Raw genomic sequence first — 15,627 nt, 5'->3', positions numbered from 1 at the left:
TGAACTTTTATCAGATTACTAAAAAAGATGATCCAATCTTGTAGGATGGTTATCCTGCCCGTCTTTGTATTATTAGCGGGCAAGATGCCATTGGTGTCAAGTTAAGAAAAATGGATTTGTGTCAAGAGTGGGAAATAAATGGTAAAAGTCAACACAGGGGTGTTGAAAAGAGCCATGAGTAAACCAAGGAAAAAACAAGGGAATCCAGATTTTCGCCATCAAGTCAGCGTACCTGCTCCAGCTAGTGAAGAGATAGAATCACGGTTGATTGGGCTATTAAGTCCAGGGACATTTGCCAACCTCAAAGGGGTAAAAGATAAAGAGCGAAGCTTGCGCTCAAGAGTATTAACCCTACCAGTAATGGCAGCAATAATATTGAGTCTAGTGTATCGACAAGTACAACACTTAACAGATGTATTGCGCTGCCTGGAAATAGAAGGACTAATGTGGGTAGAGGCAACAAAAGTCAGCAAGCAAGCTCTGTCCCAAAGACTCAACAGTTTACCGGCGCATCTGTTCGCCAAGATGTTTGAGCAAGTAGTAGAACGTCTAGCAGCAAAAAGGAATGTAAGAGAATTAGCTCCAGCCTGGGCATCAGTGGCGCAGAGATTTTCCGCCATCTGGATTTGTGATGCCTCAACACTCGAAGCCATGAAAAAGCACTTCGGACAATTGCAAGAAAAAACAGGTTCAGTGTTGGCAGGAAAAATGCTGATGGTAGTAGAAGCTTTCACTCATATTCCTGTAGCAGTTTGGTATGATGCTGATGCCAAGCGGAATGAGACTCGTTGGTGGCAAGCATTGTTAGAACTTTTACCTGATGGTGGTTTACTCATAGTAGACATGGGATTTTATGGTTTTGAGTGGTTTGATTCTCTAACTGCTGCCGGTAAGTATGTTCTCACCCGCCAAAAGGAAAAGGTCAGATATAAGGTAGTGCGTGTACTTTCTAGTAGCTCTCACTACAGGGATGAAATTATTCAAATGGGATTGCATCATACCAACCCATGTCGCTATCCCATGCGCCAAGTATCCGTATTATGGGGTAAGACTTGGTATCATTATTTGACTAATGTTCTTGACCCACAACAGCTTTCACCACAGGAGGTTTGTGATTTATACCGCCGACGTTGGCGAATTGAGGACGCATTTTTATTGACTAAGCGTTTATTGGGCTTGTCCTATTTGTGGGTTGGTGGCACTAATGGTGTACAGATGCAAATATATGCTACCTGGATTTTCTACGCTGTCCTCAATGACTTGTGTGCTGATGTGGCTATTGCTTTACAACAACCTTTAGAACGCATTTCTGTGGAAATGGTTTTTCGCAGTTTGTATTTTTTCCACCGCGCACTTTTACTTGCTCCTGATTTACAACTTATTCCTTGGCTTGTCGAACATCATCGTTCTATGGGCTTAATCAAGACCGTCCGTCAACGTCACCGACGAACGGCTGCTCGCTCTCTTGACATTTGGGCTGATGCCTTAACTTGACACCAATGGCAAGATGCCCGCACCACAAGAATTGATATTGAGCTATTGATTAAAACTTGATAGTTGCAGCAGTAAAAGCTAAAATACCCCATCCAGCCATCAATGATATGCCTCCTAAGGGTGCGATCGCTCCCAAGGATTTGATACCTGTTAAGCTGATGGCATACAAGCTACCTGAAAAAATTACCACACCCGCTATAAATAACCAACCACTGGCTACCAGAGTTAATGGTGGAGTAGGGATGCGGCTCATGAGTATGGCGACAAACAATAGTGCTAGAGCGTGGTACATCTGATAGCGAGCGCCAGTATCGAAGATTTCTAAAGCGCGATCGCTGATTTTTTCCCGCAAAGCATGAGCGCCAAAAGCACCACCAGCAACAGACAAACCGCCGAAAATAGCAGCTATAGTCAAAAAAATCTGCGTCATCATAAGACCTCGCGGTATGCGGGAAACTCAGTCCTTTTAGGGCTGAGAGGGAAGCGACACGAGCGGTTTTAACCGCATTGAATCTTTTTCATTACCGCCTTGGAGTTAGGAAATTCGGGGTACTTTTGTGATGTACTTTCAACGGGACAGTTACCGATTCAAATTTTCCAACTCTGTACGCATAATGTTTTGCTCCTAAGAGCCTCCCATTTCTGGGGTAATGTTAGCTATGCCTAACGGCACGCTGCGCGAACGACCAGTTATAAGAGCTTGTGTTTTGCTTGCAACACTGTTCCAGTGACCTTAGAACTGTTTAATCACAAGCGACAGAGCAGGGAACTAGCTTCGCATTCCGGGGTGTCGTGACTCAAATAACGGCTACCCTTAGACTATGCTTGGGGTGGTCTGGTCAGTACAGCTTGATTGATTTCTCTTGCAAGCTCAGTCCCTTTAGGACTGGGTTACTGACACTTAGGCGTAAATTGGTGTTGGTACTTTACACATCAAAATGATATGATACGCCTCCTTCTTCGTTGACCTGAAAATTTGCATTGAATTCTTTAGCTTTTGCATCTAAATATTCTTTGGCTTCAGTTGCTGGTAATTGCGACTGCATTGCAAAGCCTAGCAGAGTGACTCGTCCTTGATTTTCCTGTAGCATTTGATAAAATTGCGATAGTTTCGCTTGCTCTAGCGATCGCAAATGTTCATTCATCTGTTGATTAATCGCCTTTTTATTTTGTTTGCTTTGCTTATACAATCCCAAAGCTAACCATCCTCCCAATACTGCGGTAGGAAAGCCAAACATTATACCTTGCGTAGCTGTATTATCAAGCTGGTTAAGAGCTTCGTGATTCACAAAATCTTCCACCAAACCTTTATCATCTATACCTGGCAAAATTGGCTTTAGTGTAGTATTTTTTGTAATTACTGCTGAGACTGATATCGTTAAAAACATGAATCCGAGTGTGAGCAGCCAACCAGCAGCCAATTTTTCAGCCGTCTTCATAGTTTTACCTCAGAGTTAGACCTTGTTTGCGATTTTAACCTCACTAGCGCCCAGCTTCCAGTCACCTGAGTTCGGTGTTAGGAGTTCGGAGTTCGGAGTTATGATTTTTTCAACGAGAGAATAAGGGTTTGAGACTCCTAGCGGGGGCGAATTTTCCACAAATTATCTTATGTCTAACTCAGGTTCCAGTCATATTTTCACAAATCTGTCAAAAGTCTTTTAATATAGAGCCGGAACTAGTAGACGCTACGCATATCTTCACCTGAGTTCGGTGTTAGGAGTTCGGAGTTTGGTGTTTTTCCTTGACTTTTTTCGTTATAGTTACCAAAATTCTGATAATAATATCGATTTCTTGCCTAAGAGATTTGACCTTTTCTGGGTGAATAGCTTCTGATTGAACTAAAACAATCAGCCAATATTCCGTTTCGCGGGCTTCTTTTAAAGAAATTTCCATTTTATGGAGAAAGTCTTTATCGCTCTGTGCTGACTGAGCTTCTCTTACATTCGCACCAATGGAAGTACCACTACGAATAAGTTGAGATGAGAGAATTCTTTCTACGCCACCCAAATCATGGAGAAAGCGACAAAGTTGGACAATCCTGACAGCAAAAGTTAAAGTTCTCTCTTGAATTCCTTGATTATCCGTCATCAGTCAAATATGCGTATCTTTTGCTCTTAAATTTTAACTCCTAACACCGAACTCCTAACACCGAACTCAGGTTTGAATGAAAGCATAAAAATAGGCTCTGACTCCAGGATCAAGGAAAGCAGAGCCTGCAAAAATCACATTCCCATACAGAGTATGGGAACAAGAGAATTTTCGATAAATTACACCACCGCAGCAGCAGCTTGTTTCTTAAAGAAAGCTTCCAAAACAGTTTCTGCAATTTGCCGACTGCTTAAACCTAACGCTGCAAAAGATTGATCAGGTGTCGCATGATCTACCAAAATATCTGGTACACCAATCCGCTTCACAGGAACCAAAACATCAGCATCCATTAAAGCTTCAGCTACAGCAGAACCAAAGCCACCCATTAAACAACCTTCTTCCAAAGTCACAACCCGGCCGATTTGTTTAGCCAAAGGTACAATCAACTCAGTATCCAAAGGCTTAACAAAACGGGCATTAATCACAGTTGCTTCAATACCGTGTTCACTGAGAATTTCTGCCGCTTGCATTCCTGGATAAACCATTGTGCCGTAACCAACGATTAACACATCATCACCTTGACGGAGAATTTCCCCTTTACCGATTTCCAAAGGTTCCCAACCTTCTTCCATCAAAGGCACACCGTGGCCATTACCACGAGGGAAGCGCATGGAAATAGGACTACTAGTATGATTAATACCAGTAACAACCATCCGTTGTAATTCCGCTTCGTCCTTAGGAGCCATAATCACCATATTCGGAATACATCGCAGATAAGCAATGTCATACATACCTTGGTGAGTCGGGCCATCAGCACCCACAATTCCTGCTCTGTCTAAACAGAAGAACACAGGCAGGTTTTGAATGCAAACATCGTGAATGATTTGGTCGTAAGCGCGTTGTAAGAAGGTGGAATAAATAGCCGCGACAGGACGCATTCCTTCACAGGCTAAACCCGCAGCTAAGGTGATAGCGTGTTGTTCCGCAATACCGACATCAATATATTGATTAGGCAGTTTAGCTTGTAGTTTGTCTAAACCCGTACCTGTAGCCATTGCTGCTGTAATACCAATGATTTTCGGGTTTTGTTCAGCAAGTTTGACTAAAGTGTGAGAAAAGACCTTAGCATAAGCGGGGGGTTTGGGTTTATTAGAAGGAATAGCCTTACCAGTGGATACATTGAAGGGGTTTTGGGCGTGATAGCCTACTTGGTCTTTTTCAGCAATTTCATAGCCTTTGCCTTTAGTTGTCACTACATGAACCAAAACAGGGCCTGTCATTTGATGTGCCTGTTGGAAAGTAGCAATTAATTCCTCTAAATTATGTCCATCAACTGGCCCCATGTAGGTAAAACCCAGTTCTTCAAAAACTGCACCTACTTTGGGAACTGCCAAACGCTTCATCCCTTCTTTGATGCGATCTAGTTCTGGTGAAAGCGACTCACCAACAAAAGGAATGTGTTTAACTTGTTCCTCAAAATTATCTTTGATAAATTGCACCGGTGGGCTAAGGCGCATTTTGTTGAGATAGCGGGGAATTGCACCGACATTGGGAGAGATGGACATCTCGTTGTCGTTGAGAACTACCAGCAGATTCGTTTTGGGTAGGTGTCCAGCATGGTTGATAGCTTCTAAAGCCATACCACCAGTTAAAGCACCATCTCCAATTACAGCGACAGCTTTAAATTTTTCCCCTTTTAAGTCACGGGCTAAAGCCATGCCTAAGGCAGCTGAGATACTGGTTGAAGCGTGTCCTGCCCCAAAGTGGTCAAATTTGTTTTCGCAACGCTTAAGATAGCCAGCAACTCCGTCTTTTTGTCTGAGGGTGTGGAAGTCACTGTAACGACCTGTGAGTAGTTTGTGGGGATAAGCTTGGTGGCCTACATCCCAAATGACTTTATCCCGATCTAAATCCAGTGTCTGGTAAAGCGCTAGGGTTAATTCTACAACTCCTAAACCGGGACCTAAATGCCCTCCTGTTGCTGCAACGGTTTGTAAGTGCTTATCTCGAATTTGATGGGCAATTTGTTGTAATTGTCGAATCGACAAACCGTGCAACTGGTTAGGATGGGTGATTTCACTCAGATGCATATTATAGGATTTTCCTCTCTAAACTCTATTTTTGGCATTCTTTTGATTTTCTCACCTCAAGTGGCGACAAGAATCCTACTGTTACCAATGTTGTTGTTGTAGTATAACTTTTGTTAACAATACATTGCAGGAACAAGACATAGATTCAGATTTTTGTTTGAATACGAGATTTTCGATGTTGTACTGTCATAGTTACTTGTGTTGAAAGTAACTAAAAATGTTTGTATTTTATGGTATTTTCTACCTTGACAAAAATTATGGCTGTTGGGGAATACCGGGTACTACTGGAGTTTCTGGTTGTTTTTGTTGACGTTGCAAATATTTACTTAAGACGTAAGCCAGATCGCCACGGGTCATAGGACTTAATGGGTTAATCTTACCTTGGGGATCTATATTAATTAAATCTTCGGTGATAACGGTTGCGATCGCTCTTCTAGCCCAATTAGGTATAGATGCTGCATCTGGGTATGGTGTCAAAATTTCGTTGACGGTTGGCTCAGAAAACTGAAAAACTCCATAAGCTTGGGCAAAAATCGCTAAACCTTCCGCTCTTGTTACCCTTTGGTTTGGGAAGAACATATTGCCCCGATAACCTTTCATAATATCAGTTTTCAGCACTGTCTGAATATCCTTATATGCCCAATAAGAACTGGGTACATCTGGTACAAATATAGATTTTTCTTGTTTTGCCGCTTGTCGTTTATCTAAATAAAAAGCTTTAACTAAAACTCCTGCTAATTCTGCACGACTAATTAATCTTTCTGGATAAAATTGTCCATCAGGAAAGTTATCCATTAATTTTGTTTCCAGCACTTTCTGAATATAATCTGATTTAATGACAGGAATATTTTCTTGTGCTTGTGTTGCTTGAATTAATGGAAAGCTTTGTATTAATACAATTAAAGAAATTGTCCCTAGCAAATACTTCATATTTATCACCCTTTCAAATCTGCTTATTTTGGAGAACAACTACAGTAGACGAGCAGTTATGTTGATTTGTTGCTATTGATTCGTAATTATTTTAATTACTTGTATTAGTTAGGCTAATACCATTGTATAGCAATCCTATTTGATTTATGTTCACGTAGTGTGCTGGAGGCATCACGGAATTTTGAAAACGTATCCCTATTAATGGTGGGTTTTGTTGGGTTTACTTGCGTCAATCCAACTTACTTACTTTTCAAAGCATTTTCAAGAACTCTTCTGGCAACATTGCCGGTATTGAAGACTCTGCAAAATCAGATTTATTTCGTGTTACGATTATTTCTAAACCTGCGCCCATTGCTGCTGCACTTGTCACCGCATCTTCAAAATCTTTAATTGGACTTTGCAAAGCTTGATGAATTACTTCATCTGTAACGCTGGCAATTTTAATATTTTGCAATAAGTTTTCTATTAATTTACGTGCTGCTTCGCTACCAATTTGACGGCGTAAAATATAGAATATATTGGTGACAGCATGTCCTGAAACAAAGCCTTCCACCTGTCTTTTCATGACTGTATTTAATGCTTGTGCTGAGGCAAGAACAAACGGTTGACGCTGTGCTAAAATATCTAGTAAAACATCGCTGTCAAATAATACCTGTTTCAACTATATTTCTCCTCTAGGTAATTAACATAACTTTCCTCTGGATTTTCTGATTCTAAGCTAATTACACCTATTAGGCTTTGTGTCCAGGGGTCAAGTTCAGATAAACCTTCTAGGGTATGTTGAGGAGGAATAGAAAATAGTGTTTCTTGTTGAATTGATGCTAGTAAGGTTTGTACAAGAGTCCAGCGTTCTTTGATTGGTAATTCTAATACCTGTTCTTGCAATTCTTGTAATTTAATCATTACTTTGCGGTTGACTTTATCATTCGCCATTATAACAGATAAGAAGATATAACGTATTTATGTTAATCTGTCGCCATTAAAGAATAAGGAATAATTTGATTTAAAATTTCTCCTAAATCTCTTTTTGCCTCCATTATTTCATAAGCATTTTGCAATCTTAAAAAATAACCGTCTGAAAGTCTAAAATAGCGACAAAGGCGCAAATCTATATCTGCTGTCATTTTAAGTTTACCTGTAATAATTCCTTGAATAGTAGGATAAGTTAAACCTAAGTTAACAGCTAATGTATTTTCACTGATGTCTAATTCTTCTAAAAATTCATATTTTAAAATTTCACCAGGGTGGGGATTATGTAGTAAAAGGAAACAATCATTACTTTTAATTATTTATTATCATTAATTCTACGTTACGCTGTTATTGATTATTGTTGGGTTTCCTTGCGTCAACCCAACCTACTACTAAAATACTAGAACTGAATGGGAAAATTTATGGATGATTTTTGTAAAATGGGATTGTCCTATTAATGATTATCCATCTGTTTTATCGTGGTTAAAACAACATAAAAAAGGTCTAGAACTTCGTCCTGAAGTCAATCAAGGAAGATATCCTTGGTATGCACTCAGTCGCTATGGTTCAGATTATTGGCAATTGTTTGAACAACCAAAAATTATTTGGAAAGACTTATCTACATATTCAGAGTTTTGTTTTGATAATAGCGGTATTTTTACTAATGATTTGTGTTTTATTTTTAGTTCAAGTGATCTTTGGATATTAAGTAGGTTAACAGAAAAATTTAAAGGTATGTAACGGTATGTAAATTTGCCTCAATGCGATATTCTGATTGAGTTTCAGCCATTTTAAAAAACGCAATACCCCTTGTTTTTATTTTGTTCACCTACTTAGCAGTTCTGAATTCTCCTGTCATGTGGTACTACTTGTCTCGCACTACAATTCATGGACTGAATGAAACACTTCGGTTAAAAAATATTTATACAGAAAATATTCCCATTGCACAACCCACGGAAGAAATACGCGCAGAAGTAGAAGTAATAGTCACGCGGTTAATTGAAATTACCAAACTCAACGGACAAGTTTATAAAGATGTTCTTGACTGGTTGCAAATAGAATACAAAATTGAGAAACTGGGAAATAAACTAGAAGATTTTGCTGCCTTATAATTTGCTGATTTTGTAGAAGAAGTTAGAAAAAGAATGCCCAAACCAAAAACTGCTAAAAGATCTTCAGATCCTTTAAGTATACCAGCATTTACCGCTTTACGTAAAGCCCATAATGATTATGTTCCCGAAATTAAAAGTCTTAAAAATGAAGCTTTACAATTAGAATATCGTCTCTCTGATTTGGTTAATCAAGCTTATCAACTCACACCAGAAGAAATTGATTTAATGTGGAAAACAGCACCACCAAGAATGCCTATTTCTAGAGTTGATAAATAATAGAACTGGAAAGAATTAGATACACAACTCCTCGACTCTTTGAAAAATTGGGTAAGTAGGTGAACAAAATAAAAACAAGGGGTATTGCGTTTTTTAAAATGGCTGAAACTCAATCAGAATATCGCATTGAGGCAAATTTACATACCGTTACATACCTTTAAATTTTTCTGTTAACCTACTTATCTATTTTATTTTTTGCTGACTCAGAGTTAAAATAGTAGATTAATAACCCATCCAAACAAGATTGCAAAAATATCATGGTTTCTATTTCCAAGACAGCAATCCGGTTGTATGATACTGATTTTGTAACATGGACACAGCAAACCGCTGAGTTAATCCGTGCTGGAAAATGGGATGGAGTAGATTGGGATGCGGTGGTTGAGGAGATTGAAAGCTTGGGAAGGTCAGACCGAAGAGAGTTGAAAAGCCGATTGGAGGTATTGTTACAGCATTTGCTAAAATGGCAATATCAGCCCAGTTTGCGAAGTGGCACTTGGCAAAATACGATCGCAGAACAACGAAACCGCATTGAAGATTTACTCCAAGATAGTCCCAGTCTTAATCCTGATCTAGAAGAAGTTTTAGCTGATTGCTACCGCAGAGGAATAAAACTAGCCAGCAACGAAACTGGAATTCCCCAAAATACCTTTCCAGCAGATTTACCTTACACAGTCACTCAAATACTGGATATTGAATTTTTACCATAATCCATCACAAAATCTGTAAAACTACCAAGGTCATATCATCGGTATTTTGCTTATCTGGCCCGATGAATTCCTCAACCTTATCAAATAAATAATCAACAATTTCCTGTGGGCCGTTGCAATAACGACAAGCGAAGTTAAAAGAAGTGATAAAATTTTCTTCATCAAAGCGATCGCCCCCAGCCGCAGCTGCATCCGTCAAACCATCTGTATAATAAATAATCGTATCCCCAGATTCTAACTGGGCATGGGCATCTTCATACTGGCTATTAGCATCTAAGCCAATCAGCATCCCTAAAGTATCCAAACGAGTCACATTTTTTGTAGCCGCGTGCCACCAGAAAGGAGGATTATGGGCAGCATTACTGTAAGACAAAATCCGTGTGCGAGGATTATATTCTGAGTAAAACAAAGTCACAAAACGGTGGGAATTTTCCAAATCCGCGTACATGACTCGATTCAAATTTTGCAAAATTCCGGCTGCGGAATTACCATGCAATACTTCACCTCTCAGCATTCCTCGCATCATTGTCATAATCAACCCAGCGGGAACACCTTTACCCATAACATCCCCAATTACCAAACCCCAACAGGCATCTTCTGCACTGCCTTTATGATTATTTGAGGGCAACTGATGATGATTGGTAGGAATAAAATCGTAGTAATCTCCACCAACTCGATTAGCCGGTTTACAACGTGCAGCCAAAACTACACCAGGAATACTAGGACATTGACGCGGCAAAAGTCGGCGTTGAATTTCTGCACCAATTTCTAATTCTTGATCTAAGCGTTCTTTTTTTCTCAGTTCTACCGCTAGTTCATCGTTTTCAATCGCTACAGCCGTTTGATCTGCAACTAATCTCACTAATTTTTGTCTGGTTTCTGTCCAACTATAATCAGGATCACGGCTTAAAACGTAAAGCCAACCACGTTCTGTATGCTTAACTAAAATTGCTGTGCCAAAAATTTGTACATCTGGCCCTAAATAGTGATGCATCTGAGCATCTAAAATCCCTGTAGTTGTTGCTAAAGGAACTGAATTAGGTACAAGTGTAATTTGACTACTGGCATTTTCTAAGGCTTTGCGAATATTTTTTCTTTGCTGACTATCCTGCCAATGCAGTTGTTCTAGCCTAATTTGACCATTGGGTTTGTAGAGAAAAAGGGCGCTACCTTCGGCATCAGTTACTCTGGTTGCCATAAGTGGAATCAATTCTAAGAACTGATTCAAATTATTGAAGCTTCTGAGGGCGAATCCTAAAGAACTGAGCAAATCTTGAATTTTGTTCTGTTCACGATGTAGCCTGGCCACAAGTTCTTTCAGTGCCACGACTGGAGTGACATCTGTCGTGGCACTACTATTACTTTCGGTGGGGTGAGAAGGCACTTGAGACACAGGTAAATAATTATTGCACTTGATATTAACAGATTGCAGATTTATGATTTTTTACAAATCCTTTGTCTTAGGCATTGTTCAATCATATTGGACAAAATTAGTCATTTTAGCAAGAGTAAAAAAGCTGAGGATGTGATTTTTATGAGTATTATATTTTTTAGTAATTTACAGTCACCTCTTTATTTATTTGAAGATTTGGCAGTAAAAAACTGTAACTAGGATTACGTTATAGACGGCTTATAATTTTTTCATGACTTAATTGGTAATTCATATACCTTGAGAAATAAAACTTTGTTAGTAAAAAAAGCCATATATTACACTTACAGAGTAAGCCTTAGGAATCTTGAAGCCATGAATTTGCAATGTTGTTTCTTGACGAGTGCGTTTTTTTAGGAGTGAGGAAAAAAAGATTTACCATCCTGCCTGTAAAAGAAAAAATGTAAATTTATAGATTGCAAACATTTCACCCTTTCTTGTGGATACCTTTTGCAGTAATCAAGTAAACCTGCTGCTGCATTAGATAAACTACTTCGATAATTGGCAAAATGGCTTTAGTGTGCAATTTTAGCAGAAGTTAGCCATTTATTGTAAAAAAAAATAATTATTTTAGCAAATATATTGTTTTCTCTATTTAATTTTTGCTGAATGCAAGGGAGCAAAAAGCTTTCAGCCATTAGCTACAATCCCAATTTGAACAGTAATTTCTAAAAATTTGGGTTGAGTTTGAATATAGCAGGGAATAGGTAAGGGGGAACAGTGAAATAATACAGCGATTTCATTCGTGTTGAAAAATGGCTAGATATTTTTACGTAGGTATTTAGCGCAACATAGCGATAATAACTATCCATAAAACAAGGTAAAAAGGCAGGTTAAACCGACTTTAGAGGACTCCACAAAATAAATTATCCAATTTCACTGAATCAAAACGACTTTTTCCTCCCCCTGCCTCTGTCCTTCCTACACTAGCCATTTAATAGTGCTTCAACAAACTCATAGCTAGAAAATGGGCGCAAGTCTTCAATGCCTTCTCCAGCACCAATAAAGCGAATGGGTAAACCTAGTTGCTGTACAACTGCTAGGGCAACTCCTCCTTTGGCTGTACCATCTAGCTTTGTTAAGACAACGCCACTCAGTTGGGCTGCTTGAGAGAAAACTTCAGCTTGGCGCAGTCCGTTTTGTCCCAAGGTAGAATCTAAAACTAAGAGTGATTCTATATGAGCATTTGGGGCTTTTTTGTCAATAATTTTCCGAATTTTACTTAATTCGTCCATTAAGTTTTTCTTGTTTTGCAGTCGTCCGGCGGTATCTATTAAGAGTAATTCGGTTCCTCGTGATTGGGCTGCGGCGATCGCATCAAATACCACTGCGGCAGGATCTGTATTCTTGCCTGGATTGGCTATAACCTCTACACCGCTTCTGCTTCCCCAAACTTTAACTTGTTCTACAGCGGCAGCCCGGAAGGTATCAGCAGCACCAATTAAGCATTTATAACCAGATTTTTGGGCTAAATGGGCAATTTTGCCGATGGTGGTAGTTTTACCAGCCCCATTGACTCCGGTAATTAACCAAATGGTCAGGTTTTCTTTATCCGGGGCAAAACTGGGTCTTTCTGCGACTTGATTGGGTGCATCTAGCATATCCCGGAGGATTTTTTTCAGAAATGCGATCGCTTCTTCCGGTGGAGTCACTTCATCCCGCAGTTTTTTCTGTAAAGCATCAATAATAAAATCTGTTGCCTCTACACCCACATCTGCTTGCAGGAGTAAGGCTTCAATTTCCGCTACAGCAGCTTGATTGAGAGGCCCTTGACCAACAATTGATTTCAGTTGGTTGAGAATATTCCGCCGAGTTTTATCTAAGCTTTGGCGTAACTTTTTCAGCCAAGTAATTTCTTCTATGGAAACATCTTCAGCCTTTCTGCCTTGGGCTGCTAACACTTCAACTGACCACACAAAGCCATCATCAAATTCTAATTCAGGAATTTCTACTTCTACATTTGCTGTGGTTGTAGTTGATGAAGGAGTTGATGTTGTCTCTGGTTCCTCAAGTTCAATGGCGTTGGCAATTAATCTTTCTTGCTTGGCTTGTCTTTCGGCTGCTGCCCGTTCTAAAAAGGATAAGGCGGCTGGTTGTGTTTCGCTGACTGGTGTTTCTGTAGTTTCTTCAATTGCAGCTACTGGAGTTAATTCTTCAGTAACAGGTATTTCTTCTATTGCGGCTATTTCTGTAGTTTCTTCAATAACAGTTACTGGAGTTAATTCTTCAGTAACAGGTATTTCTTCTATTGCGGCTATTTCTGTAGTTTCTTCAATTGCAGCTACTGGAGTTAATTCTTCAGTAACAGGTATTTCTTCTATTGCGGTTATTTCTGTAGTTTCTTCAATAATAGGTGTTACTGATGCTGCTGTTTCTTCAGGAATTACTTCTGGTGTATCTTCTGAAACAGTTGCAGGTGCTTGGATCTGGGACTGTTGTTTTTGCTGAATATTTTTGTAAGCCGCTTTAGCAAACGCCAGCAAGTCCTCTGTATCTGGTGTAGTTTCTGCAGCTGGTTCTGGCTGCGTTTCTGGCGCGGGTGGAGTTTCCCCCTGTGGCTGTTGTTCAGGGGTATCGGGGGTATCGTTATGTTGACGGCGGAACCAATTAAAAACCATTGCAGCAGTAATTTTAGTAACTTATTAATTTTCAGTTTAATTTAATTCGCCACGTTTTCTGGGGATGAAGGTTTTCGGGTTATCCTCACTTGGAAAAAATTCAGGACAGGTGAAGTGAGGATGTCACCCTATGCCGGTTGTTTTTGCTCTGTGACACGGCGCAGAACACCATTAATAAAGCGATGTCCTTCATCTCCACTGTAGCGTTTGGCTAATTCTACAGCTTCGTTGATGGCTATACTGGCGGGAACTCTCATAAATCGCATTTCTGCCACAGCGATTTGCAAAATATCCCGGTCAATTTGCGCTAAACGAGAGACTTGCCAATCTACTAAAGCTTCAGAAATGAATTGATCGATGATACTGCGGTTGTCGTTGACGGTGATGATGATTTCTTTGGCGTAATTGCGGACTTCTTTGTCTTGATTGGCTAACTGAATTAATTCTGGGAAGTCAATGGCTGTGCCTAATTGATTGATGGCTGTTTGGGTACAAGCGATCGCTTCTTGCAGCATGGTTCTCGCTGTATTCAGGTCTGAAGCCCTTGTTTGGCTAGTTAAAAGGCGATCGTTACTGCGTTGGAGTTCACCCGCAGCGTTATCAAGGGTATCTTGCACTTCTGTCGTCAAAGTGCGTACTGCGCCGAGTACTAATTTTGCTACTAATTGTTCATCTGGCAGTTTCTCCAATTTCTTGGGGTTAACTGGCAACTGGCTCAGGCTTAATAAAGCTAATTCGCGTGCTATCTGTTGGGGTTTACGAGGTTGCATGATGGTGGGGGTATTTGGTAGGGAAATTAATGAACTAAAATGGCAAACTCATAATTATATCAATTTATGCACATTCAAAGAATAATTTTACAGCAGATTTCAGATAAATGAGGTAAGGGACTTCCAGAAAATAAATGATCTTATCTTGTGGGGTAGGCATCCTGCCTGCCCTTGATAATTTGCGGGCTTTTCAGCTTGTACCACAAGAAATATTTGTATATTTTTTTCTTTGCAAGTCCCTAAAGTATCTAAATTCAAAGTCAGACACCAAGCCTCTTTAACTCCGAACTCCGAATGATGAGTTTACCTAGTTAATTTTACTTTTCTTCCACAGGCATCACCTGCTGTTTAGTTTCTAGGGGTGATATTGATTTTGGTAAAACTAAGGGGGATAGGGGCGCATTAGAGGCAACAATTCCACCAGAGACAACTATCTTGAATGCCTCTTCTACAGATAGTGAGAGGTTGACTACTTCGTCTTCTGGAACTACTGCATACCATCCAGTGGTAGGGTTGGGGGTTGTGGGGATGAAGACGCTTAACATGGGACGATTCATCTGCGCTTGGATATCATTGCTAATTGCACCAGTGACAAATGCGATCGCCCAAATTCCCCGTCTCGGATATTCTAATAAAACTACACGCCGAAATTTACCATTGGAATCTTTGAGTATAGTTTCTAGTAATTGTTTGAGGGTTTTATATACCTGACCTGCCAAAGGAATTGCTTGCAAAAATCGCTCACCAAAATCTAGCAACCACCTACCAGCTATATTCCGAGCCATTAAGCCAATGATCAGGATACTTAGTAGTGGTACAGCTAGTCCAACTACTAAATTAAGTACATTGACTAGTATAGGATGCAGACCATCAAAGGGATTCACCTGTTTGGGGATTTTGGTGAGAAAATTAACTACCCAACTGGCAATAGTAATGGTCAGCCAGATTGTAGTTGCTAGGGGAATCACCACCAACAAACCAGCAATCAGGTCATTTTTGAAGTCCTGTTTTAGGCGTTCAATTACCAAGCCCCTATTCTCCTTTTTTTGGTTAGTCAAATTGTTGTAATTGTTATCCACACCATTGATTTCTGGGTATTACGTTAAGAGTTGTTAGCAAGTCCTTAATAATCAGTCCCCATTAA

At 39.8% G+C, this 15,627-nt stretch carries 17 protein-coding genes; 5 read left to right on the top strand and 12 right to left on the bottom strand.

Features of this window, described 5'->3' with window-relative positions:
- Positions 1 to 174 precede the first annotated feature (174 nt).
- Positions 175 to 1,494: an IS4 family transposase gene (locus AC012T_RS09165; RefSeq protein WP_487066523.1), complete on the top strand. Its 1,320-nt coding sequence runs from the start codon at positions 175 to 177 to the stop codon at positions 1,492 to 1,494.
- Positions 1,495 to 1,543: 49 nt separating this feature from the next.
- Here AC012T_RS09165 and AC012T_RS09160 read toward each other — a convergent pair whose 3' ends face one another.
- From AC012T_RS09160 to AC012T_RS09125, 8 genes are all read right to left on the bottom strand, one after another.
- The gene (locus tag AC012T_RS09160) at positions 1,544 to 1,924 is read right to left on the bottom strand and encodes a DUF423 domain-containing protein (RefSeq protein ID WP_487066521.1); all 381 of its coding nucleotides are present in this window, start codon (positions 1,922 to 1,924) and stop codon (positions 1,544 to 1,546) included.
- A 496-nt stretch (positions 1,925 to 2,420) separates the two neighbouring features.
- Positions 2,421 to 2,933 carry a hypothetical protein gene (locus tag AC012T_RS09155; protein WP_487065030.1) on the bottom strand — a complete coding sequence of 171 codons (513 nt, stop codon included), beginning with the start codon at positions 2,931 to 2,933 and terminating at the stop codon, positions 2,421 to 2,423.
- 274 nt (positions 2,934 to 3,207) lie between these two features.
- Complete coding sequence (locus AC012T_RS09150; RefSeq protein WP_487065028.1) at positions 3,208 to 3,582, bottom strand: four helix bundle protein; 375 nt, start codon at positions 3,580 to 3,582, stop codon at positions 3,208 to 3,210.
- Between the two features lie 179 nt (positions 3,583 to 3,761).
- Positions 3,762 to 5,672, bottom strand: a complete 1,911-nt coding sequence (gene dxs, locus AC012T_RS09145) for a 1-deoxy-D-xylulose-5-phosphate synthase (RefSeq protein ID WP_487065026.1) — start codon at positions 5,670 to 5,672, stop codon at positions 3,762 to 3,764.
- A gap of 255 nt (positions 5,673 to 5,927) precedes the next feature.
- The gene (locus tag AC012T_RS09140; RefSeq protein WP_487065024.1) at positions 5,928 to 6,602 is read right to left on the bottom strand and encodes an S-layer homology domain-containing protein; all 675 of its coding nucleotides are present in this window, start codon (positions 6,600 to 6,602) and stop codon (positions 5,928 to 5,930) included.
- A 250-nt stretch (positions 6,603 to 6,852) separates the two neighbouring features.
- Positions 6,853 to 7,263, bottom strand: coding sequence for a PIN domain-containing protein (locus AC012T_RS09135; protein ID WP_487065022.1), 411 nt, complete (start codon positions 7,261 to 7,263; stop codon positions 6,853 to 6,855).
- A complete protein-coding gene (locus tag AC012T_RS09130; protein ID WP_015213107.1) occupies positions 7,260 to 7,535 on the bottom strand; it encodes a hypothetical protein in 276 nt (91 codons plus the stop codon). The genes AC012T_RS09135 and AC012T_RS09130 overlap by 4 nt, the downstream gene beginning before the upstream one ends.
- 32 nt (positions 7,536 to 7,567) lie before the next feature.
- Positions 7,568 to 7,804 carry a HigA family addiction module antitoxin gene (locus AC012T_RS09125; RefSeq protein ID WP_487066519.1) on the bottom strand — a complete coding sequence of 79 codons (237 nt, stop codon included), beginning with the start codon at positions 7,802 to 7,804 and terminating at the stop codon, positions 7,568 to 7,570.
- A gap of 193 nt (positions 7,805 to 7,997) precedes the next feature.
- Here AC012T_RS09125 and AC012T_RS09120 point away from each other — a divergent pair, with 193 nt between their 5' ends.
- The 4 genes from AC012T_RS09120 (at position 7,998) to AC012T_RS09105 (ending at position 9,666) form a co-directional block, all read left to right on the top strand.
- Positions 7,998 to 8,312, top strand: coding sequence for a hypothetical protein (locus AC012T_RS09120; protein WP_487065020.1), 315 nt, complete (start codon positions 7,998 to 8,000; stop codon positions 8,310 to 8,312).
- A gap of 116 nt (positions 8,313 to 8,428) precedes the next feature.
- The gene (locus AC012T_RS09115; protein ID WP_487065018.1) at positions 8,429 to 8,683 is read left to right on the top strand and encodes a hypothetical protein; all 255 of its coding nucleotides are present in this window, start codon (positions 8,429 to 8,431) and stop codon (positions 8,681 to 8,683) included.
- A gap of 33 nt (positions 8,684 to 8,716) precedes the next feature.
- On the top strand, positions 8,717 to 8,959 hold the full coding sequence (locus AC012T_RS09110; RefSeq protein WP_487065016.1) for a hypothetical protein: 243 nt from the start codon (positions 8,717 to 8,719) through the stop codon (positions 8,957 to 8,959).
- A 257-nt stretch (positions 8,960 to 9,216) separates the two neighbouring features.
- A complete protein-coding gene (locus AC012T_RS09105) occupies positions 9,217 to 9,666 on the top strand; it encodes a DUF29 domain-containing protein (protein ID WP_487065014.1) in 450 nt (149 codons plus the stop codon).
- A gap of 4 nt (positions 9,667 to 9,670) precedes the next feature.
- On the opposite strand, the gene AC012T_RS09100 is transcribed toward AC012T_RS09105, so the two are convergent.
- The 4 genes from AC012T_RS09100 to AC012T_RS09085 form a co-directional block, all read right to left on the bottom strand.
- Positions 9,671 to 11,059, bottom strand: coding sequence for a PP2C family protein-serine/threonine phosphatase (locus AC012T_RS09100; RefSeq protein ID WP_487065012.1), 1,389 nt, complete (start codon positions 11,057 to 11,059; stop codon positions 9,671 to 9,673).
- Between the two features lie 962 nt (positions 11,060 to 12,021).
- Positions 12,022 to 13,713 carry a signal recognition particle-docking protein FtsY gene (ftsY, locus tag AC012T_RS09095; protein ID WP_487065010.1) on the bottom strand — a complete coding sequence of 564 codons (1,692 nt, stop codon included), beginning with the start codon at positions 13,711 to 13,713 and terminating at the stop codon, positions 12,022 to 12,024.
- A 128-nt stretch (positions 13,714 to 13,841) separates the two neighbouring features.
- A complete protein-coding gene (gene nusB / locus AC012T_RS09090; RefSeq protein ID WP_487065008.1) occupies positions 13,842 to 14,483 on the bottom strand; it encodes a transcription antitermination factor NusB in 642 nt (213 codons plus the stop codon).
- Positions 14,484 to 14,800: 317 nt separating this feature from the next.
- Entirely contained in the window at positions 14,801 to 15,511 is a 711-nt protein-coding gene (locus tag AC012T_RS09085; protein ID WP_487065006.1) for a DUF502 domain-containing protein, read from the bottom strand.
- Positions 15,512 to 15,627: the final 116 nt, after the last annotated feature.

The sequence above is a fragment of the Anabaena sp. EIM26 genome (genome assembly GCF_057568715.1).
The sequence above is the reverse complement of the archived record's forward strand: the minus strand, read 5'-3'. Positions and strand labels throughout refer to the sequence as shown.